The following is a 16,964-nucleotide window of genomic DNA, read 5'->3' on the forward strand; positions in this document are numbered from 1 at the left end:
TATCGCGAGAAACGCCGGGACAGGGATTTGAACCCTGAACCCCGTAAGGGGACACGCTTTCCAGGCGTGCGCTTTGCCATTCGGCCATCCCGGCCCAGTCCTCCGTACCGGGGTCGTGCGTTTAAACCCTTCTGTTCGGGTCAGTCGCCGACTCGGACCCGCGCAGCGCGGCCGGTGGCGGCGCCGACGGCGAACACGACGAGTGCAACCCCGAACAGCGGGGCCAACGGAACGGCAGCGCCGGTCGCCAGCACGTACGCCTGCGCGAGCACGAGGAACGCGAGCGCGGCGATGCAACCCCACAGCAGGGTGTCGGTCGTGCGGGCGGCGACCATGCCTCAGTCGCGCTGTGCGGCGATGGCTTCGATCTCGACGCCGACGCCCTTCGGGAGGGCGGCGACTTCGACGGCGGAGCGCGCGGGCGGGTTGTCCTGGAAGTACTCCTTGTACGCGGCGTTCATGGCGTCGAAGTCGTCCATGTCGTCCATGAACACGGACACCTTGAGCACGTCCTGCATGTTCAGCCCCTCCGCTTCGAGGATGGCTTTGACGTTTTCGAGGCTCTGGCGGGTCTGGACGTCGATGGGCTCGTCGGCGATGAGCTCGCCGTCGGGCGTCATCGGGATCTGACCGGCGGTGAACACGACGTCACCGTCGGTGGCTGCCTGACTGTACGCGCCGACCGCGGCGGGCGCATCAGCGGTTTCAATCGGGCGCTTCATGCTCGTGACGTGGCACCCCCACGTCTTAAACCTACGAGGTCCGGGCCGCGTCACTCGCTGACGATCTGGGGGCCGTTGAGCACCGTGACGTCGAAGCCCTCGTCCTGGATCCGGGTGAGCAGCCGGTCGACGTGTTCGGGGCCTCGCGTTTCGAGGTCGAGTTCGACCTCGGTGGCGTTCATCGCGATGTCGCGGTTGGTGCGGTCGTGCTGGATGGCGTAGATGTTCGCGCGCTCCTCGGCGGCGGTCGCCAGCAGGTCGTTGAGGCTGCCCGGGCTGTCCTTGAGCACGGTGCGGATCTTGACGTAGCGGCCCTGGTCGACGAGCCCGCGAACGATCACCGTGGTGAGGAGGTTGAGGTCGATGTTGCCCCCACAGAGCGCGGGCACGATGGTTTCGCCGTCCGCGTACTCGAATTTGTCCTCCAGGACGGCCGCGAGCGCGGTGGCGCCGGCACCCTCAACGAGGGTTTTCCCGCGCTCCAGCAGCAACACGAGCGCGGTGGCGATCTCGTCGTCGGAAACGGTGACGACCTCGTCGACGTACTCCTGGATGACGGGGAACGTCTGCGCCCCGACCTGTCGGACGGCGATGCCGTCCGCGATGGTGTCGACGTGATCGACGGCCTGTGGCTGGCCCTTGTCGAGGGACCGCGCGACCGTCGAGGCCCCCTCGGCCTGCACGCCGATGACGCGCACGTCGTCGAGTTCCCCCTTGAGCGCGGTGGCGACGCCGGAGATGAGGCCACCGCCACCGATGGGGACAACGACGGTGTCAACCGTCGGACAGTCCGCGGCGATTTCGAGGCCCAGGGTGCCCTGGCCGGCCATGATGTACTCGTCGTCGAAGGCGTGGACGTACGTGCGGCCTTCGGCGGCTTCGAGTTCGTGGGCGTGGGCCTGTGCGTCGTCGTAGTCGGCGCCGTGGAGGACGACTTCGGCGCCGTAGCTCTTGGTGGCCTTGATCTTCGAGATGGGCGCGGACTCCGGCATCACCACCTTCGAGTCGACGCCCGACCGGGAGGCCGCGAGCGCGACGCCCTGGGCGTGGTTGCCGGCCGACGCGGTGACCACGCCGGCGTCCTGCTGGTCGGCGGAGAGCGTGCGGATGCGGTTGGTCGCGCCGCGGATCTTGAACGAGCCGGTGCGCTGGAAACACTCCAGCTTCGGGCGGACGTCCGCGCCGGTGAGATCGGAGAACGTATGCGAGTACTCAAGCGGTGTGTGGCGGGCGGTTTCGGAGACGCGCTCGCGGGCGTCCCGAATGTCGGACAGCGAGAGCATACTCGCTGGTATGCGTGGTCCGGGTTTAACCGTTGGTGGTGGGCGGCGAAGAACGCGAGAACGGAGCGTGTGACAGCTATCGGTAGGACGCCCACGAACATAAAACCGATCGAAGCGGAGTGAAAGTGAAACTGCGAGTGGGGGCTTGGGGGCACGCGTGTGCCAGTTCCGCAGTCGCGACTGCGAATCAGGTGGTCGATCGTGCCGTGAGGGATCGGTCTACGCAGCACAGGACACCGAGAAAGCATTTACCCGATCGGGGAGCACACGCAGCCATGTCCAGGGCCCGGACCCGGCGGCGCTTGCTTTCGAGTGTGGCGCTCGCCGTCGTCGCAGGACTCACCGGCTGTTCGACGCACAGACAGTCGGACACAGCACCGAACGGAACGTCACTGACGGATTCAACGGCCAAAGAACGGGCGCTCGCTGCCGAAGCGGAGTATCTTCGGTCCGAACTGGCCGGCGCGAGGTGCCTCGACAGCTGGGGAACCAGTGCGACGGCGGTTCGAAAGAACGCGACGGTCACCAACCGGACAGCGGACGGCGTTCGCGTTGCGGTGGTTCATCCGTACTGGAGCACGGAATCGTGGACCGAACCAGCGTCGAACAGGTCGCATAAGACACACACGGACGGCGGCTCACACGCCCACTACCTCGTGACGCCGGCGACCGTCGAGCGTGTCGACGGCGACCCGCTGGCTCCGTGCTGAGTGTGCAGCCGGGGTGGCTCCGAGCGGAGCAGCCGAGCGAACAGTGACGGTTACCGCTCGTCGAGGGGCGTGCTGTCGCGGTCCTCGGCACCCACGTATCGCGCGCGCGGTCGGATGAGGCGATTGTCGTCGTACTGTTCGAGGACGTGGCCGACCCAGCCGCCGACGCGGGACATGGCGAAGATCGGCGTGTAGATGTCGACCGGGATCCCCATCTGGTAGTACGTCGACGCCGAGTAGAAATCAACGTTCGGCGCGAGGCCCTTCTCATCAGCCATGTAATCCTCGATGGCGACGCTCATCTCGTACCATTTGGTGTCGCCGGCGGCCGCACCGAGCTCCTCGCTGCGCTCGCTGAGGATGCGCGCCCGGGGGTCTTTGACGTTGTAGACGCGGTGGCCGAACCCCATCACGCGCTCGCCGTTCGCCAGGGCGTCCTGGACCCAGGACAGCGGGTCCTTGTCGCTGTCGTCGACCTCCTTGAGCATCCGCATGACGTTGGCGTTCGCGCCGCCGTGGAGGCTGCCCGAGAGCGTGCCGATCGCGGACGTGACCGCGGCGTGGACGTCCGCCAGCGTGCTTGCCGTGACCATCCCGGAGAACGTGGACGCGTTCAGGCCGTGGTCGGCGTGCAACACCAGCGCCTGGTCGAAGACGTCCGCGAGCACGTCGTCGGGCGCCTCGCCGTTCAGCATGTACAGGAAGTTCGCGGCGTGGCCGAGGTCGTCGCGGGGCGCGACCACGTCGTCGCCGTTCCGGAGGCGCGTGAACGCCGCGACGATGGTGGGGAGTTTCGCGGTGATGCGTTTCCCTGACTCGCGGGCGTCGTCGGGATCCGAGCCGCCGGCGGTGTCGTCGTGCGCGGACAGCGCCGAGGCGGCGGTTCGGAGCGCGGCCATCGGGTCGGCGTCGGCGGCCGCGAGGTTCTCGACGAGCGCGAGGACGTCGTCGTCGATCTCGCGGTGGCTCGCCATGTCCGCCCGGAAGGCGTCGAGTTCGGATCGCGTCGGGAGGTCGCCGTGCCAAAGCAGGTACAACACTTCCTCGTAGCTGGCGGTGCGCGCGAGGTCCTCGATGGCGTATCCGCAGTACACGAGCTTGCCGGCGTCGCCGTCGATGAAGCTCAGGTCGGATTCGGCCACGAGCACGTCTTCGAGCCCCTTCTTGAGTTCGTCGGACATGCTATAGGCTCACCCACGCCGGTCCTAATGGGTATCGGTTTTTTGTGTGAAATAATCGCCCGGGGCCGAGTACGCCAACGTTTAACGCAACCGGGGGCGAAGCCGGGCGTATGGGTGGCCGCGTCGAGTACGAGCCGGCGAGCGCGAAAGACCTCCTCGTGGAGCTGAAAGACACCGCCGAGTTGCTCGTCGATCTGTCGTTCTCGGCGGTGTTGCACGGCAGCGACAACGTCGCCGACGAGGTGCTCCGCCTGGAGAAGCGCATGGACGTGCTCCAGTTGCGCGCGCGAATGACGCTACTATTGGCGGCACGCAGCCCCGCTGACGCCGAGTCTCTTGCCCCCGTCTTGGGGGTGGTGGCGGCGACCGAGAAGATGAGCGACGCCGCGGGCGACATCGCGAAAGTCGTTCGCGAGGACGTGGGGCTGCCCGACGCGATGCAGGGCGCGCTGCCCGACGCCGCGGAGTCACTGGTCCGGGGGCGGTTGGTGGCCGACTCGCGGTACGCCGACCGGACGCTTGGCGACGTGGACCTGGAGACGAACACCGGCGTGCGGGTGATCGCCGTCCGCCGCGGCGACGGCGACGCGGGCGACTGGCTGCCGAACCCGGGGCCCGAGACGACGCTGCGGCCCGCGGACGTGCTCCTGCTCCGGGGTCCCACGACCGGCGTCGAGGGCGTCTACGAGACGGTGACGGGGACGGCGTACGACCCGCCGGCGCCCAGCGAGCCGGCGGTCGCGGACCTCGGGCGCGCGGTCACGTCGGTGGCGTTGATGAAGAACATGAGCGAGCTCGCCGTCGATCTGGCGTACGGCGCGGTGCTGTTCGACGACGACGGGCTGGCCGAGGAGGTCGTCGAGTTGGAGGCGGAAGTGGACGCCCTGAAATCCCGGTTCGAGGCGTGGACGCTGCGCGCCGCCACGGACATCGCCGATCCCGTGTCGCTGCGCGGGCTGATGCAGATCGCCACGGCGACGGAGGTCATCAGCGACGCCGCCGTCGAGATCAGCGAGGGGGTGCTCCGTGGGCTTGACACCCACATCGTCGTCCAGGAGGCCGTCGAGGCCTCCGACGAGGTGGTGGTGCGGGTGCCAGTGGGCGCGGGCGGCGAGCTTCCGGGGACGACACTCGGCGACCAGCGCGTGAAAACCAGGACCGGAATGCGAATCATCGCGGTTCGACGGGGTGCCACACCGGACACCGGTGACGTGGCGGCGGCGGGCAGCCGGGACGGACACCGCAGCCCCGAGGACGCGTGGGTGATCGAGCCGGGGCCGGAGACCACTGTCCGGGCGGGTGACGTGTTGCTCGCGAAGGGGACGCGCAGCGGCGCACAGAAGCTGCGGGAGCTGGCCGGCGCTTAATCGGAGTCCGGGATGTCGACCGTCTTCGAGACGCGGTAGGCAGCGCCCAGCGTGAACACGGCGGTTGCGAACATCGCGACCGTGAACGCCAACACGAGCCCCATGCCGGCCAGATACGGGGTGGGGTAGGCGGAGCCGCCGGCTGACACCACGAACAGCCAGTAGGTTCCGATCGCGACGAGCGCGCCGACGACGGCGCCGCGTTTGACCTGCGTGGCCACGTTCAGCGCGTCCAGGAGGTTCTGTACGCCGGGCCGTTCTGGCATAGGCGGGTGTTGTGGCGGCCGGGCTTTAGCCCCGTTGGTTCGGCGACCGAATCGCTGAAGGGACGGCCGGTGGAACCGACACACAATGACCAGCCTTGGCACCGCGTCGGCCGCACCCGGGGAGTTCGACAGTGGCCGCCTCACGGTCGGCGAGACGCGCGACGGCACCACGCTTGGGTTGCCGGTCGCGGTCGTGAACGGCGCGCGGGACGGCAAGACGCTGTACATGCAGGCCGCGAGCGACGGCGACGAACTCAACGGCGTGGGTGTGGTGCGACGCGTCGTCCCGCAACTCGACCCCGCGGAGATCGCGGGGGAGATCCTGATCGTGGGCATCGCGAACCTGCCCGCGTTCCGGGTGGCCGAACACCGCAACCCCATCGACGACACCAAGCTGAACCGCGCGTACCCCGGGACGGCCGATGGATCGTCGAGCGAGCGCATCGCGCATGCGACGTTCACGGCCGCCGAGAGCGCCGATCTCGTCGTCGACCTCCACCAGGGGTCGACCTCCCGGATGATCAACGAGGTGCGCGTGCGGTGTGGCCGCCACCACCGCCTGCACTCGCAGTGCCTGGAGCTCGCGAAGGTGTTTGGCACCGGCCACGTGCTCGATCAGAAGGGGCCCGACGGGCAGCTCGCGCGCGCCGGACCGAACACGGGCGTGCCCACCATCGACCCCGAACTCGGCGGGTGTGTCGGGTGGGACGCCGACTCCATCGAGTACGGCGTCACCGGCGTGTTCAACGTGTTGCGGCATTACGGCTTCCTGGATGGGGACGTGGACACGACCGAGCAGGTGCGCGCGCGCGAGTTCGACCGGTATGGGTCGCCGGCCGGCGGGCTCGTGGACTACGCCGTGGAGCTCGGGGATCGCGTCGACGCCGGGGACGCGCTGTTCGACGTGACCGATCCGTTCGGGATGCTGAAAGCGACGGTGACCGCCGACCGCAACGGGATCTTCTGGCGGTCCCGCCGCAAACCCCAGGTGGCGACCGGCGAGTACGTGTGTTCGGTGGGGGCGCGGGTGGACACGTACTAGCGCGACACCGCTGGGCTGACGTGGCGGGGCGGCGATGAACACCGTATGCTTGTGTGCCGGTCGTGTGGCGCGACGTACGAGACGGGTCCCGAGGAGCCGTGGCGCTGCCGGGCGTGTGAGCACGCCGTTGATTTCGCCGAGCGCCCACGGGCGACCGGGGACCCGACGGCGGTCGATCCGACGGCGGGGCTGTGGGCGTTCTCGGAGTTCCTGCCGGTGGCCGCCGACGATGCCGTGTCGCTGGGGGAAGGGTGGACGCCGTTGGTGTCGGCGTCCGAGTGGGACGCCGAGTTCAAACTCGATTACGTGTGTCCGTCGGGCAGCTACAAGGACCGCGGCGCGGCGGTGCTGATGACGCGGGCGGCGGCGCTGGGTGTGGATCGCGTCGTCGAGGATTCGTCGGGGAACGCCGGGGCGGCGGTCGCGCAGTACGCCGCGCGGGCGGGCATCGACGCGGAGATCTACGTGCCAGCGGACGCCCCGGCGGCGAAGCTGGACGCGATGGAGGCCGCCGGCGCGACGACCGTGCCGGTGGCGGGCGGACGGCGTGCGGTGACCGAGGCGTGCGTCAGCGAGGCCGTCGGGAGCGACGCGTGGTACGCCAGCCACGCGTGGTCGCCGTCGTTCTACGCCGGGACGGCGACGGTCGCCTACGAGATCGCCGCCCAGCGGGGGTGGCGTGCGCCGGACGCGGTGGTGGTGCCCGTCGGCCACGGCACGCTGCTGTTGGGCGCGTACCGGGGGTTTCGGGCGCTCGCCGCGGGCGGCTGGATCGAATCGATGCCACGACTGCTGGGCGTGCAGGCGGCGGGCGTGGAGCCGGTCGCCGCGGCGGTCAACGGGTCGGCATCGGACGAAGACGCGGTCAACGAGGCGGCCGACGGGATTCAGATCCGGTCGCCGGCCCGCCTGGATCAGGTGGCGGCTGCGGTGGCGGCGACCGACGGCGACGTGGTGGCGTGTGACGAGTCAGCGACCACGGACGCGCTGGCGTCGCTGCACGAGGCCGGGCTGTACGTCGAGCCGACGAGTGCGGTGGCTGTCGCGGGGCTTGCGGCGTACCGAGCGCGCGGCGTGGTCGGTGACAGCGATGACGTGGTCGTTGCGTTGACCGGCAGCGGCCTGAAGAAGCCCTAACGCCACTCCGAGAGGGCGGTAAACGCGTCGTCGGCGGCGGTGATCCACGTCGTGACGAGCGTGTCCGGGTCGGCGTCCGCGGGGAACAGCGTGCACTCCTCGTGGCCGTCGGTGGCCGTTTCAACCCGAGCGAGCACTCGGCCGGACGCAGCGCTCGTCGGCTGTTCGTCCGGCGTTACGGCGTCGTCGTCACGGTGAGTGCGACTGCCCGGTGACATACGCGGAGTTTCGACAACGAGACGGTAAAATGTGGGGGTGGACTACGGCTGCACGAAAATCGCCGTAAAACACTTATCTATCGCTCCGGATGAACCGCCGCGTCCCAGTCACCGCGGACCAGTGGCTGTGCGATGTGGCGGCGCGCGCACGGCGGCACCTCGTACCAGCCGGGGTCAAGCGCGCGCTCGATGAGCCGGTGGGCGGTCCCGGGGGCGGTCGTCGAGCAGTCCCGGCACCGGTAGCCTTGGGTTGCGCCCGCGCTCTCCATGGTCGTCCCGCAGTCCGGACACACCGGGGTCGTCGGCGTGGTGCGTGTGAGGCCGCGCACGGCGAACTTCTCCAGTTTGAGCGTGCCGTCGGCGACCTCCCCGCAGGCGGTGATGCGGTCGCCGGGGCGGAGGTTGCGGACGTGGTCGCGGAACCGCTTGGTGGGTTCGAACGCCACACAGGCCAGCGTCGCCTCGCCGTCGGTGATCGGCACGAACACGTGGCCGCCCTCCCGGGTTTCGGGGTGGTCGGCAACGACGCCCTCGACGCGGTAGCCGCGGCCGTCGCGGGCGTCCGCAAGCGGTGCGTCGGCGAGGTGGGCGTCGGTGCCCTGGTTGGTGACGAACAGCTCGCGCGCGTGGGGCGGCTCGCTGTCGATGTCGGCGGCGACGGCCTGGACCGCGTCGGCGTCGTCGCCCCGGATGCCGTAGAGGATCGGCCCCGGCGTGTGTGGCACGCAGACGAGGTCGTCCTCGACGTGGTCGACGGTGTCCCAGGCGGCGGGGTAGGCGTCGTCGGCGGCAGCGAACACGCTGTCGGCGTCGACACGCCGGGTGGTTCCCCAGCGGTCGCGGGGGCGATACTGGATGCACTCGTAGGTCCAGTCGGAGAACGCCGTCCACGCGCCGACGGCGGCCAGCGCGCCCACGACGCCGCGGCCGGTCCCCCAGCCGGCGGTTCGGTAGCCGTGGGCGGCCGCCAGCGCCGCGGCGTCGGCGGGGTCGATGTCGGCGCGGAGCGCGCGGTGGGCGAACGCGGCGACCGGAGCCGGCGCGTCGGCGTCGTGAGCGACGACGACCCCGGGGTTGGTGCGGTCGTCGTCGGTCTCGGCGTGCGCGTCGACGATCCGTCGCGCGGTGTCGAAGCCGACCTGCGGGTCCACGTCGGCGTGCACGGCGAGGGCGGCGTTCCCGCGGGTCTTGTACGCGACCGCGGGGTTCAGGCGCACGAGGAGCACGCGGTGGACGGTGCAGCCGGCGGCCCGGAGTTCCTCGGCGACGAGGTGGGCGGCGTACGTCGTACACATCCCCGCGGTCCGGGAGTCCGTGTCGTCCAGCGCCACGACGGTCATGGCGCGCCCTACGCGGGTGGCCGTCTTCGACGTTGCGGTCACGGCGGCCGAACCGAGCGCGGAGTAGAAACAGGGCCAGCGGCGCTGGCACCGTCACAACGCATATATGGTGGCAAAGACCTATCACCGTGGTATGTCACGGTCGGCTCTCATCGAGAACGTCACCGCGATGCTCGCAGACGCGGGCTTTTCGGTGAGCGACCGGTGTGCGACGCGGCCCAAGAGCTTCGACGTCGCCGCGCGGCGCGGCAGCGACGTGGTGTTGATGAAGGTCCTCGTGAACATCGACGCCTTCGACGCTGAGACGGGCGCCGAGATGCGGCGGCTGGGAACGTATCTCCACGCGACGCCACTGGTCGTGGGACTGCGAACGCGCGACGAAGACCTCGATCCGGGGGTGGTGTACTTCCGCCACGGCGTCCCCGTGTTCAACCCCGATACGGCGATGGAACTGTTCGTCGACGGGATCCCGCCGCTCGTGTACGCGGCACCCGGCGGGCTGTACGTGAACATCGACGGCGACGTGCTCGCGGACCGCCGCGAGGACGAACGGTTGAGCCTCGGCCAGCTCGCCAGCGAGCTCGGCGTGTCACGGCGCACGGTCTCGAAATACGAGGACGGAATGAACGCGAGCATCGAGGTGGCGATGCGCCTGGAGGACCTCTTCGGGGGTGAGCTCACGGCACCGGTCGACGTGATGGACGGCGCCGAAGACGTCCGGGACACGGATCCGACCCCGGACGATCCGGAGGCGGCCCCCGAGGACGTGCCCGTGTTGTCCGTGCTCGCGCGAGTGGGGTTCGAAGTGCATCCGACGGTGCAAGCGCCGTTCAAAGCGGTCGGGGAGGCGGGCGCGGGCCACGACCGGCTGCTGACCGGGCACTCGGCGTTCACCGAGGCCGCCGTCAAGCGCGCCCGCATCATGAGCTCCGTCGGCGAGGTCACGCACACGCGGGCGGTGTACGTCGTCGACGAGGCCGGCCGGGAGTCCGTCGACGACACCGCGATCGTGGAGCGCGAGGAGCTGGCGAACGTCGACGACTCCGAGGACCTCCGGGATCTGCTGGCCGACCGCGGCGACCTCCAGGAGGCCTAAGCCTGGAGGCTGTCGTCCTCGGTGAGGAGCTGGCGGTGGGGGTACGGGATGTCGATGTCGGCGTCGTCGAGGGCTGTTTTCACCGCGCGCACGACCGCCGCGGTTGCCATGCTGCGTTTGGCGGGACTCGGGTGGGTGATCCAGAACCGACACTCCAGGACGATCGCGGAGTCACCGAGCGCCGTCGGCACGACCTGCGGGGCCGGCGTATCGAGGATCCGCGACACGTCGGTGATCGCGTCCTCGATGACGTCCTCGGCGGTTTCGATGTCGGCGTCGTAGTCGACGCCGACGGCAACGGAGAGCCGAAGCCGGTCGAGGCTCGTGCGGTTCGTGATCGTCGCGTTCAACACGTTCTCGTTGGGGATCACCACCTCCTCGCCGCTGGGGTTGCGGACGCGGGTGTTGACCACGGTGATGTCGGTGACGGTGCCCTCGGCGTCGGCGAGCGCGATCCAGTCGCCGATCTCGAAGGGGCGCGCGACCATCAACACGAGCCCGGCGATGAGCGAGCCGATGGTGGTGCGGGCGGCGGTGCCGATGACGATCCCGAGGAACCCCGCGCCGACGAGGAGGCCACTGGGATCGACCCCCCAGATCGTGAGCGCGGCGATCCCGGCGGCGACGAGCACGGTGATCTGTAACACGCGGAATACGACGCCCTGTTGGTGTTGGGTGAGGGTGTCGGAGGCCTCGGCGTAGGCGGTGATGCGTGCGTCGACCACGTCGAGAGTGACCAGGGCGGCTCCGGCGATCCCGATCGTGACCGCGAGCCGGACGGCCACGGGCAGCAGGTCGGCGAGGCTCGCCACCGCCAGCATGACGAGGTCGACGTACCCCCAGACGAGAAGCGCCAGCAGCGCGGCGGCCGCGAGCAGCACCGCCTGAGTCAGTCTGACGACGATCCCGGTCGGGAAGTCGATCGAGAACGCCGTGGGGTCGCCGGGGATGCGGTCGTCGGTGAGCACGCGAGCGGTGAGCTGGCGGTGGACGCCGCGAATGATGCGGGGGGCGACCAGCCACGCGGCACCGACCGCGACGACGGCGAGCGCCGCGGTGACGGCGAAGCGTGCCTGTGTCGATGCCAACGCGTCGATGATCGACTGCACTCGGTGAGCCACGCGCACGGATGTGCCGATTGACGCGCGCGGTGCTCAAAAAGTCAGTGGCACCTGCCAGCGGGCAGTTACTCGGCGTAGTGCTGTTCGAGGTGGGCGACGATGTCGTCGCTTTCGGGCATGCCGTCGATGTCGTGGTCGGGGTCGACGAGCACCGGCACGCCGGTCTGTCCGCTGACCGATTCGACGGCGTCACGGTCGCTGTGCGAGCTGGGGACCTCGTGTTCGACGTAGTCGAGGCCGAGCTCGTCGAGTTTCGTTTCGACTTTCGCGCAGTACGGGCAGCCCGGGAGCTTGTAGAGTTCCAGCGACATACACCAGTATACGGGGCAGCGAGTGAAGAGTGCGGTGGACCGAGCAGGAACAGCCGGTTCGCGGATCAGACGGCGGCGGCGAGGACGCCGCTGGTGCGGACGTAGAAGTAGACGATGAACGCGGCGGCCAGCAGCCACTGGCCGATGGCGACCTCGTCGGCGTCGCCGGTGGCGACCTTGACGACGGGGTAGGAGACGATGCCGGCGGCGATGCCGTACGCGATGGAGTACGTGAACGGCATCACGATGATGGTGAGGCCGGCGGGAATGGAGTGCGTGATGTCATCCCAGTCGATCGCCGTGACGTTCGCGAGCATCAGCAACGCGACGACGACGAGCGCGATGTGGCTGGCGTACTGGGGGATGGCGGCGGCAAGCGGGACGACCAGCAGCGACAGGAAAAACAGGACGGCGACGACGAGCGCGACCATGCCGGTGCGGCCGCCTTCCTCGACGCCGGTCGCGGATTCGATGTAGGTGGTGACCGTGGAGGTGCCGATGATCGCGCCGAAGGTGGTGCCGATGGCGTCAGCCATCAGCGGTTCGTCGGCGTCGGGGAGGTTGCCGTCGGTGTTCAGGAAGCCGCCGGCTTGGCCGACGCCGACGAGCGTGCCGGCGGTGTCGAAGAAGTCCACGAAGAAGAACGTGAACACGATGAGCGCGAAGCTGAACGCGTCGATGTCCTGGAAGCCGGCGAGGAACGCGCCGACGAGCGGCGTGATGTCGTATTGGGCGTGTGGGAGGCGCTGGGTGGCGATGCCGCCGGTGCGGACGAAGTCCCCGATGAGGACGCCGGGGTCGACGACGCCGGCGAACGTGAGCACGCCGCCGGTGGCGGCGGTCGCGATGATGCCCAGGACGATGCTGCCGGTGACGCCGCGGGCGTGGAGCGCGATGGTGAAAAACAGGCCCAGAATGGAGACGACGGCGACGGGGTTCTGCGCGAGGTTGCCGAGCGCGAGGATGGTGCCGGCGTCGCCGACGACGATGCCCATGGCTTCGAGGCCGATGATCGCGAGGTACAGCCCGATGCCGGTTCCGACCGCGAGCTTGACCGGTTCGGGGAACAGTGTGATGACGTATTCGCGCGCGCCGACGGCCGTGAGCACGATGAACAGCAGCCCCTCGGTGAAGACGGCGGCGAGCGCGGTCTGCCAGGGGACGCCGAGCGTGCCGACGACGGTGAACGCGAAGAAGGCGTTGAGGCCCAGGCCGGGCGCGAGCGCGAACGGGCGGTTGGCGTAGAACGCCATGACGAGCATGGCGACGCCGGACGCCAGGAGCGTGACGACCGCCAGCATTTGGACGGTTTGGTCGTGGCTGTAGTTCGCCAGCGCGATGCCGGGTTTGACGACCTCGCCGGCCGTCGTGCGTTGTGTCATGACGACGGGGTTGACCAGGACGATGTACGACATCGCCAGAAACGTGGTCAGCCCGGCGACGAGTTCCGTCCGCAGGTCGGTGTCGTGGTCGTCGAATCCGAAGTACTCAGCGAGCCCCATGATGCACGTGTGGCCACATCCCCAGGACGTACTTGAGCCTTGTTGTACACGTTCGACGTTCGTGGTTGCTTATGGGAGTTTGTGGTGAAAATAATGCACAATTACGGATAGAATCCGGCTAGAGGTCGTCCAGATCGGTGAGCGCGCCGACCGGGGCGTCGGTGCGTTCCCGGGCACGGTCGACGCCGGTTTCCCCGGCGGCGATGAGCGCGAACACGCCGGTCACGTCCGCGCCGGCGGCGTCGGCGATGTCCAACAGCAGCTCCTGGGTCTCCCCCGATCGGATGAGGTCGTCGACGACGAGCACGGTGTCACCGTCGTCGAGCGCCGACGCCGGCAGATAGTACGTGAACTCGATGCCGGATTCGAGGCGTTGGCGGGCTTCGACGAACTCCTCGACGGCGGTTTCCTTGGACTGCTTGGCGTACGCGCAGTCGGCGCCGTAGTAGCCAGCCAGCGCCGCCGCCAGCGTGATCCCGTCGGTGGCGGCCGTCAGCACCACGTCGGGCGCGTCGAAGTCGAACGTTTCGGCGGCGACGGGCGCGACCAGTTCGAGAAACGACTGGTCGAAGACGATCCCGGAGTTGTCAACGTAGCCGTCGTCGTCGACGTGCACGCGGGCCGCGAGTTCCGCCTGGAGGAGGTCCGCGCCGGCGTTCTGGACGACCTCACGGGCGCGGTCGGCGCTTGGCAACACGTGGCCGTTGACGTAGCGGTTCAGGTCGCCGGCGGGGAGTCCGGTGTCGGCGGACAGCTCGTCGTAGGTGCGGGTCTCCTTGAGGGTGCGGAGAACGTCGACTGCCTGCAGTTGGAGAGTGGCTTTCTCAGCTCGGTTCATACCGACCCACACGGTTCCACAAACTTGAATACCGCGAAGCGGGGCGCAGGCGGACCGTGCTCAACCCTGACAGCCGGGTTACTCGGCGTCCAAGAGGTCGCTGGCGGTGACGAGTGCCGCCATTTCCACGCCGTGCTCGGCCAACAGTTCGCGCCCGCCCTCCTCGCGGTCCACGACGATGAGCGCGCGGTTCACGGTCGCGCCGGCGTCCCGGAGGGCGTCGACGGCGTCGACGGCCGACTGGCCCGTGGTCGCGATGTCCTCGACGACCACGACCTCCTCGCCGTCGTCGAGCCGGCCCTCGATGCGGTTGGCGGTGCCGTACTCTTTGGCCTGCTTGCGCGCGATGACGTACGGTACGCCGGCCTCGGTGGCGGTCGCGGCGGCCAGGGGCACGCCGCCCAGCGCGACGCCCGCGAGCGTCGTGTCCTCGTCGATGCGGTCGGCGAACGCCGCGGCGATGGCCGACAGACACTCGGGGTCGGTCTCGAAGAGATATTTGTCGACGTAGTACTCCGACGTGCCGCCGTGTGAGAGCTCGAACTCGCCGAACTGCACCGCGTCCGCGGCCCGGAGTGCGGACACGAGGTCGTCAGTTGCACTCATCGACGCAAACGGGGTGCCGGCGGGACAAAAGCCCCCCGGTCCGGGCGGCGGCCCGCTACCAGGGTTCGTCCTTGACGCCGAGGGCGTACGCGATGCCGTTGGTGAGGAGATGGAGGGCCGGCGTGAGGACGGCGACGGTGACGAGCACGGGCAGCCCGAAGGTGTCGCCGACCCACGCGGGGACCGCAAGCGCGGTGAGCGCGAGCGCGACGACGACGAAGTCCAGCTGGTCGACGACCGGGAAGGCGGCCCCGCGCTGGCGGCCGGTACGGCGCTTCAGGAAGGAGGCGGCGATGTCGCCGACCATCGCCCCGAACGCGAGCGTGCCCATCGCCGCGGGCGGGAACGCGGGCAGCACGACGCCGAGGGCGTCGGCGGCGGCCGGCCGGAGCGCGTTGAGCGCGACGGCGAGCGCGACGCCGGCGGCGGTGCCGACGGCGGTGCCACGCCACGTTTTCCCGTCGCCGAGGAGGCGGCGATCACCGAGGCTGCGCCCGCCGTCGATGGGGCGGCCGCCGCCCGCGAGCACGGCGGCGTTGTTCGGGACGTACGCGGGCAACATCGCCCACACGGCGACGACAACGGTGCCGACCAGGTCCATGCGGGTCGGTGGTCGCGCGCCCGGCAAAAAGCCGCGGATTCCGAGAGGCCGGGTGTTTAAGACATGTGGAGAACGAGAGGTTGGTATGATACCACCCATCGCGAACCGGTTCGTCGCGGGGGAGACGCCGGCCGAAGCCATCGAGTACGCCGCGGACCTGAACGATCGCGGCGTGACGGCGATCCTGAACCTGCTGGGCGAGCATTACCACGAGCGCCCGCCGGCCGACGAGGACGCGGCGGCCTACCGGCGACTCGTGGCCGACGTCGGTGACAGCGACGTGGACGCCTGTGTGTCGGTGAAGCCCTCCCAGATCGGACTAGACGTCAGCCCCGAGGTGTTTGCGGAGAACCTCGAAACCATCGCGGCGGCGGCCGCCGACCACGACGTGTTCGCGTGGGTCGACATGGAGGACCACGAGACGACGGACGCGACGATGGACACCTTCGAGTCGCTGGCCCGGACCCACGCCGGGAACATGGGGTTGTGTGTGCAGGCGAACTTAAAGCGCACCGAGCAGGACCTCGACCGGCTGGCGGACGTGCCGGGGAAGGTGCGGCTCGTGAAGGGCGCATACGACGAGCCCGACGACGTAGCCTACCAGGACAAACCCGATGTCAACGAGGCGTACCGGACACACCTGGAGTTCATGTTCCGGGAGTTCGACGACGGCGTGGCGGTGGGCAGCCACGATCCGGCGATGATCTCGTACGCCGCCGAGCTCCACGAGGAGTACGGCACCGACTACGAGGTGCAGATGCTGATGGGGATCCGGGAGGACGCACAGACGGAGTTGGCTGCCACGGGGGTCCCCACCTACCAGTACGTGCCCTACGGTGGCAAGTGGTTCTCGTATTTCTATCGGCGAGCCATGGAGCGCAAGGAAAACCTTGTGTTCGCGCTCCGTGCGGTCCTCGGACGGTAGTTTAGTGGGGGTTTAGCGGCGCTGTGACGCCTCGAAATCACTATACGTGACCGGTTTCTGAACTATACTATATGGGTTCCTGGAAGCGGGACTTCGCAAGCGGGCTGATCGTTCTCGTTCCGATCGTGGTGACGCTGTACGTGATCTACTGGCTGTTCGGATTGCTCTCGAACATCACCCTGTTTACGCAGTTGACCGACACGCAGTACCAGGCGGTCGCCGCGACGCTTGCGGTGTTCGTGCTGATCGTGTTCTCGGTGGGATACCTGATGCGGACGGCCGCGGGCAGCATTCTGGAGGCACTCATCGATTACGTGATGAACCGGCTGCCGGTGTTGCGGATCGTGTACAACGCCTCGAAGATGGCCGTCGAGACCGTGTTGTCCGACGGTACCGGGGAGTTCCAGCAGCCGGTGCGCGTGGAGCCGTGGCCGGGGATGCGACTGACCGCGTTCAAGACCGGCAAGAAAGCCCCGGACGGCCGGGAGGTGGTGTTCATGCCGACCGCGCCGAACATCACCACGGGGTTCGTGATGGAAGTCGAGCCCGAGGACCTGGAGGAGACGGACGAAGGCGTCGAGGACGCGTTGACGCGCGTGCTGAGCGCCGGGTTCGGCGAGAACGACGACAGCGAGGTGGCGATCGACGAGCTGCTCCCGGAGGACGACGACGACGAAAACGAGGAATGATCGCGGCGG

Annotated in this window: 20 protein-coding genes and 1 tRNA gene; 7 read left to right on the forward strand and 14 right to left on the reverse strand. The window is 68.9% G+C overall.

What is annotated here, in order from left to right; translation table 11 throughout:
• Positions 1–12: 12 nt before the first annotated feature.
• From ACOZ32_RS02415 to ilvA, 4 genes are all read right to left on the reverse strand, one after another.
• Positions 13–94: transfer RNA gene (locus tag ACOZ32_RS02415), tRNA-Ser, on the reverse strand.
• Positions 95–140: 46 nt separating this feature from the next.
• Positions 141–335: a hypothetical protein gene (locus ACOZ32_RS02420; protein ID WP_205251099.1), complete on the reverse strand. Its 195-nt coding sequence runs from the start codon at positions 333–335 to the stop codon at positions 141–143.
• A 3-nt stretch (positions 336–338) separates the two neighbouring features.
• A complete protein-coding gene (locus ACOZ32_RS02425; protein WP_010903545.1) occupies positions 339–722 on the reverse strand; it encodes a Rid family detoxifying hydrolase in 384 nt (127 codons plus the stop codon).
• Positions 723–772: 50 nt separating this feature from the next.
• On the reverse strand, positions 773–2,005 hold the full coding sequence (gene ilvA / locus ACOZ32_RS02430) for a threonine ammonia-lyase (protein ID WP_136361519.1): 1,233 nt from the start codon (positions 2,003–2,005) through the stop codon (positions 773–775).
• A gap of 275 nt (positions 2,006–2,280) precedes the next feature.
• Between ilvA and ACOZ32_RS02435 the strand changes: the two genes are divergently transcribed.
• Complete coding sequence (locus tag ACOZ32_RS02435; RefSeq protein ID WP_285254975.1) at positions 2,281–2,715, forward strand: hypothetical protein; 435 nt, start codon at positions 2,281–2,283, stop codon at positions 2,713–2,715.
• 50 nt (positions 2,716–2,765) lie between these two features.
• Here the strand turns inward: ACOZ32_RS02435 and citZ are convergent, their stop codons facing one another.
• Complete coding sequence (gene citZ, locus ACOZ32_RS02440) at positions 2,766–3,896, reverse strand: citrate synthase (RefSeq protein WP_285254974.1); 1,131 nt, start codon at positions 3,894–3,896, stop codon at positions 2,766–2,768.
• 110 nt (positions 3,897–4,006) lie between these two features.
• On the opposite strand from citZ, the gene ACOZ32_RS02445 reads away from it, so the two are divergent.
• Entirely contained in the window at positions 4,007–5,263 is a 1,257-nt protein-coding gene (locus ACOZ32_RS02445; protein ID WP_010903549.1) for a potassium channel family protein, read from the forward strand.
• On the opposite strand, the gene ACOZ32_RS02450 is transcribed toward ACOZ32_RS02445, so the two are convergent.
• On the reverse strand, positions 5,260–5,529 hold the full coding sequence (locus ACOZ32_RS02450; protein ID WP_010903550.1) for a DUF7536 family protein: 270 nt from the start codon (positions 5,527–5,529) through the stop codon (positions 5,260–5,262). The two genes, ACOZ32_RS02445 and ACOZ32_RS02450, sit on opposite strands and share 4 nt — an antisense overlap.
• An 85-nt stretch (positions 5,530–5,614) precedes the next feature.
• On the opposite strand from ACOZ32_RS02450, the gene ACOZ32_RS02455 reads away from it, so the two are divergent.
• Entirely contained in the window at positions 5,615–6,571 is a 957-nt protein-coding gene (locus tag ACOZ32_RS02455; protein WP_010903551.1) for a succinylglutamate desuccinylase/aspartoacylase family protein, read from the forward strand.
• A 45-nt stretch (positions 6,572–6,616) separates the two neighbouring features.
• Complete coding sequence (locus ACOZ32_RS02460) at positions 6,617–7,708, forward strand: threonine synthase (protein WP_010903552.1); 1,092 nt, start codon at positions 6,617–6,619, stop codon at positions 7,706–7,708.
• Here the strand turns inward: ACOZ32_RS02460 and ACOZ32_RS02465 are convergent.
• Positions 7,705–7,926, reverse strand: coding sequence for a DUF7511 domain-containing protein (locus tag ACOZ32_RS02465; protein ID WP_010903553.1), 222 nt, complete (start codon positions 7,924–7,926; stop codon positions 7,705–7,707). The genes ACOZ32_RS02460 and ACOZ32_RS02465 overlap by 4 nt on opposite strands.
• A gap of 77 nt (positions 7,927–8,003) precedes the next feature.
• Positions 8,004–9,266, reverse strand: coding sequence for a tRNA(Ile)(2)-agmatinylcytidine synthase (locus tag ACOZ32_RS02470; RefSeq protein WP_205251103.1), 1,263 nt, complete (start codon positions 9,264–9,266; stop codon positions 8,004–8,006).
• 133 nt (positions 9,267–9,399) lie between these two features.
• Here ACOZ32_RS02470 and ACOZ32_RS02475 point away from each other — a divergent pair, with 133 nt between their 5' ends.
• On the forward strand, positions 9,400–10,362 hold the full coding sequence (locus tag ACOZ32_RS02475) for a transcriptional regulator (RefSeq protein WP_012289434.1): 963 nt from the start codon (positions 9,400–9,402) through the stop codon (positions 10,360–10,362).
• On the opposite strand, the gene ACOZ32_RS02480 is transcribed toward ACOZ32_RS02475, so the two are convergent.
• The 6 genes from ACOZ32_RS02480 to ACOZ32_RS02505 form a co-directional block, all read right to left on the reverse strand.
• Complete coding sequence (locus ACOZ32_RS02480; RefSeq protein WP_235218940.1) at positions 10,359–11,489, reverse strand: mechanosensitive ion channel family protein; 1,131 nt, start codon at positions 11,487–11,489, stop codon at positions 10,359–10,361. The two genes, ACOZ32_RS02475 and ACOZ32_RS02480, sit on opposite strands and share 4 nt — an antisense overlap.
• Before the next feature lie 59 nt (positions 11,490–11,548).
• Positions 11,549–11,794, reverse strand: a complete 246-nt coding sequence (locus ACOZ32_RS02485; protein WP_010903557.1) for a glutaredoxin family protein — start codon at positions 11,792–11,794, stop codon at positions 11,549–11,551.
• A gap of 65 nt (positions 11,795–11,859) precedes the next feature.
• Positions 11,860–13,296 carry an NCS2 family permease gene (locus tag ACOZ32_RS02490; RefSeq protein WP_010903558.1) on the reverse strand — a complete coding sequence of 479 codons (1,437 nt, stop codon included), beginning with the start codon at positions 13,294–13,296 and terminating at the stop codon, positions 11,860–11,862.
• A gap of 118 nt (positions 13,297–13,414) precedes the next feature.
• The gene (locus ACOZ32_RS02495; protein ID WP_010903559.1) at positions 13,415–14,134 is read right to left on the reverse strand and encodes a phosphoribosyltransferase family protein; all 720 of its coding nucleotides are present in this window, start codon (positions 14,132–14,134) and stop codon (positions 13,415–13,417) included.
• Positions 14,135–14,212: 78 nt separating this feature from the next.
• Positions 14,213–14,740 (reverse strand): orotate phosphoribosyltransferase, encoded by a 528-nt coding sequence (gene pyrE, locus ACOZ32_RS02500; RefSeq protein WP_010903560.1) that lies wholly within the window; start codon positions 14,738–14,740, stop codon positions 14,213–14,215.
• Positions 14,741–14,795: 55 nt separating this feature from the next.
• The gene (locus ACOZ32_RS02505) at positions 14,796–15,341 is read right to left on the reverse strand and encodes a CDP-2,3-bis-(O-geranylgeranyl)-sn-glycerol synthase (RefSeq protein ID WP_235157433.1); all 546 of its coding nucleotides are present in this window, start codon (positions 15,339–15,341) and stop codon (positions 14,796–14,798) included.
• An 85-nt stretch (positions 15,342–15,426) separates the two neighbouring features.
• Here ACOZ32_RS02505 and ACOZ32_RS02510 point away from each other — a divergent pair, with 85 nt between their 5' ends.
• Both ACOZ32_RS02510 and ACOZ32_RS02515 read left to right on the forward strand, forming a co-directional pair.
• Positions 15,427–16,266, forward strand: coding sequence for a proline dehydrogenase (locus tag ACOZ32_RS02510; RefSeq protein ID WP_285271213.1), 840 nt, complete (start codon positions 15,427–15,429; stop codon positions 16,264–16,266).
• A 71-nt stretch (positions 16,267–16,337) separates the two neighbouring features.
• Positions 16,338–16,955 carry a DUF502 domain-containing protein gene (locus ACOZ32_RS02515; RefSeq protein WP_010903563.1) on the forward strand — a complete coding sequence of 206 codons (618 nt, stop codon included), beginning with the start codon at positions 16,338–16,340 and terminating at the stop codon, positions 16,953–16,955.
• The last annotated feature ends 9 nt before the right edge of the window (positions 16,956–16,964 follow it).

The organism is Halobacterium sp. MBLA0001 (genome assembly GCF_049705385.1).
GTDB lineage: Archaea > Halobacteriota > Halobacteria > Halobacteriales > Halobacteriaceae > Halobacterium > Halobacterium salinarum.

What these genes read in the sequence shown, in the direction of transcription:
- ACOZ32_RS02420 (WP_205251099.1), bottom strand. Translation starts at nt 335, where the DNA reads ATGGTCGCCGCCCGCACGACCGACACCCTGCTGTGGGGTTGCATCGCC.
- ACOZ32_RS02425 (WP_010903545.1), bottom strand. Translation starts at nt 722, where the DNA reads ATGAAGCGCCCGATTGAAACCGCTGATGCGCCCGCCGCGGTCGGCGCG.
- ilvA (WP_136361519.1), bottom strand. Translation starts at nt 2,005, where the DNA reads ATGCTCTCGCTGTCCGACATTCGGGACGCCCGCGAGCGCGTCTCCGAA.
- ACOZ32_RS02435 (WP_285254975.1), top strand. Translation starts at nt 2,281, where the DNA reads ATGTCCAGGGCCCGGACCCGGCGGCGCTTGCTTTCGAGTGTGGCGCTC.
- citZ (WP_285254974.1), bottom strand. Translation starts at nt 3,896, where the DNA reads ATGTCCGACGAACTCAAGAAGGGGCTCGAAGACGTGCTCGTGGCCGAA.
- ACOZ32_RS02445 (WP_010903549.1), top strand. Translation starts at nt 4,007, where the DNA reads ATGGGTGGCCGCGTCGAGTACGAGCCGGCGAGCGCGAAAGACCTCCTC.
- ACOZ32_RS02450 (WP_010903550.1), bottom strand. Translation starts at nt 5,529, where the DNA reads ATGCCAGAACGGCCCGGCGTACAGAACCTCCTGGACGCGCTGAACGTG.
- ACOZ32_RS02455 (WP_010903551.1), top strand. Translation starts at nt 5,615, where the DNA reads ATGACCAGCCTTGGCACCGCGTCGGCCGCACCCGGGGAGTTCGACAGT.
- ACOZ32_RS02460 (WP_010903552.1), top strand. Translation starts at nt 6,617, where the DNA reads ATGCTTGTGTGCCGGTCGTGTGGCGCGACGTACGAGACGGGTCCCGAG.
- ACOZ32_RS02465 (WP_010903553.1), bottom strand. Translation starts at nt 7,926, where the DNA reads ATGTCACCGGGCAGTCGCACTCACCGTGACGACGACGCCGTAACGCCG.
- ACOZ32_RS02470 (WP_205251103.1), bottom strand. Translation starts at nt 9,266, where the DNA reads ATGACCGTCGTGGCGCTGGACGACACGGACTCCCGGACCGCGGGGATG.
- ACOZ32_RS02475 (WP_012289434.1), top strand. Translation starts at nt 9,400, where the DNA reads ATGTCACGGTCGGCTCTCATCGAGAACGTCACCGCGATGCTCGCAGAC.
- ACOZ32_RS02485 (WP_010903557.1), bottom strand. Translation starts at nt 11,794, where the DNA reads ATGTCGCTGGAACTCTACAAGCTCCCGGGCTGCCCGTACTGCGCGAAA.
- ACOZ32_RS02490 (WP_010903558.1), bottom strand. Translation starts at nt 13,296, where the DNA reads ATGGGGCTCGCTGAGTACTTCGGATTCGACGACCACGACACCGACCTG.
- ACOZ32_RS02495 (WP_010903559.1), bottom strand. Translation starts at nt 14,134, where the DNA reads ATGAACCGAGCTGAGAAAGCCACTCTCCAACTGCAGGCAGTCGACGTT.
- pyrE (WP_010903560.1), bottom strand. Translation starts at nt 14,740, where the DNA reads ATGAGTGCAACTGACGACCTCGTGTCCGCACTCCGGGCCGCGGACGCG.
- ACOZ32_RS02505 (WP_235157433.1), bottom strand. Translation starts at nt 15,341, where the DNA reads ATGGACCTGGTCGGCACCGTTGTCGTCGCCGTGTGGGCGATGTTGCCC.
- ACOZ32_RS02510 (WP_285271213.1), top strand. Translation starts at nt 15,427, where the DNA reads ATGATACCACCCATCGCGAACCGGTTCGTCGCGGGGGAGACGCCGGCC.
- ACOZ32_RS02515 (WP_010903563.1), top strand. Translation starts at nt 16,338, where the DNA reads ATGGGTTCCTGGAAGCGGGACTTCGCAAGCGGGCTGATCGTTCTCGTT.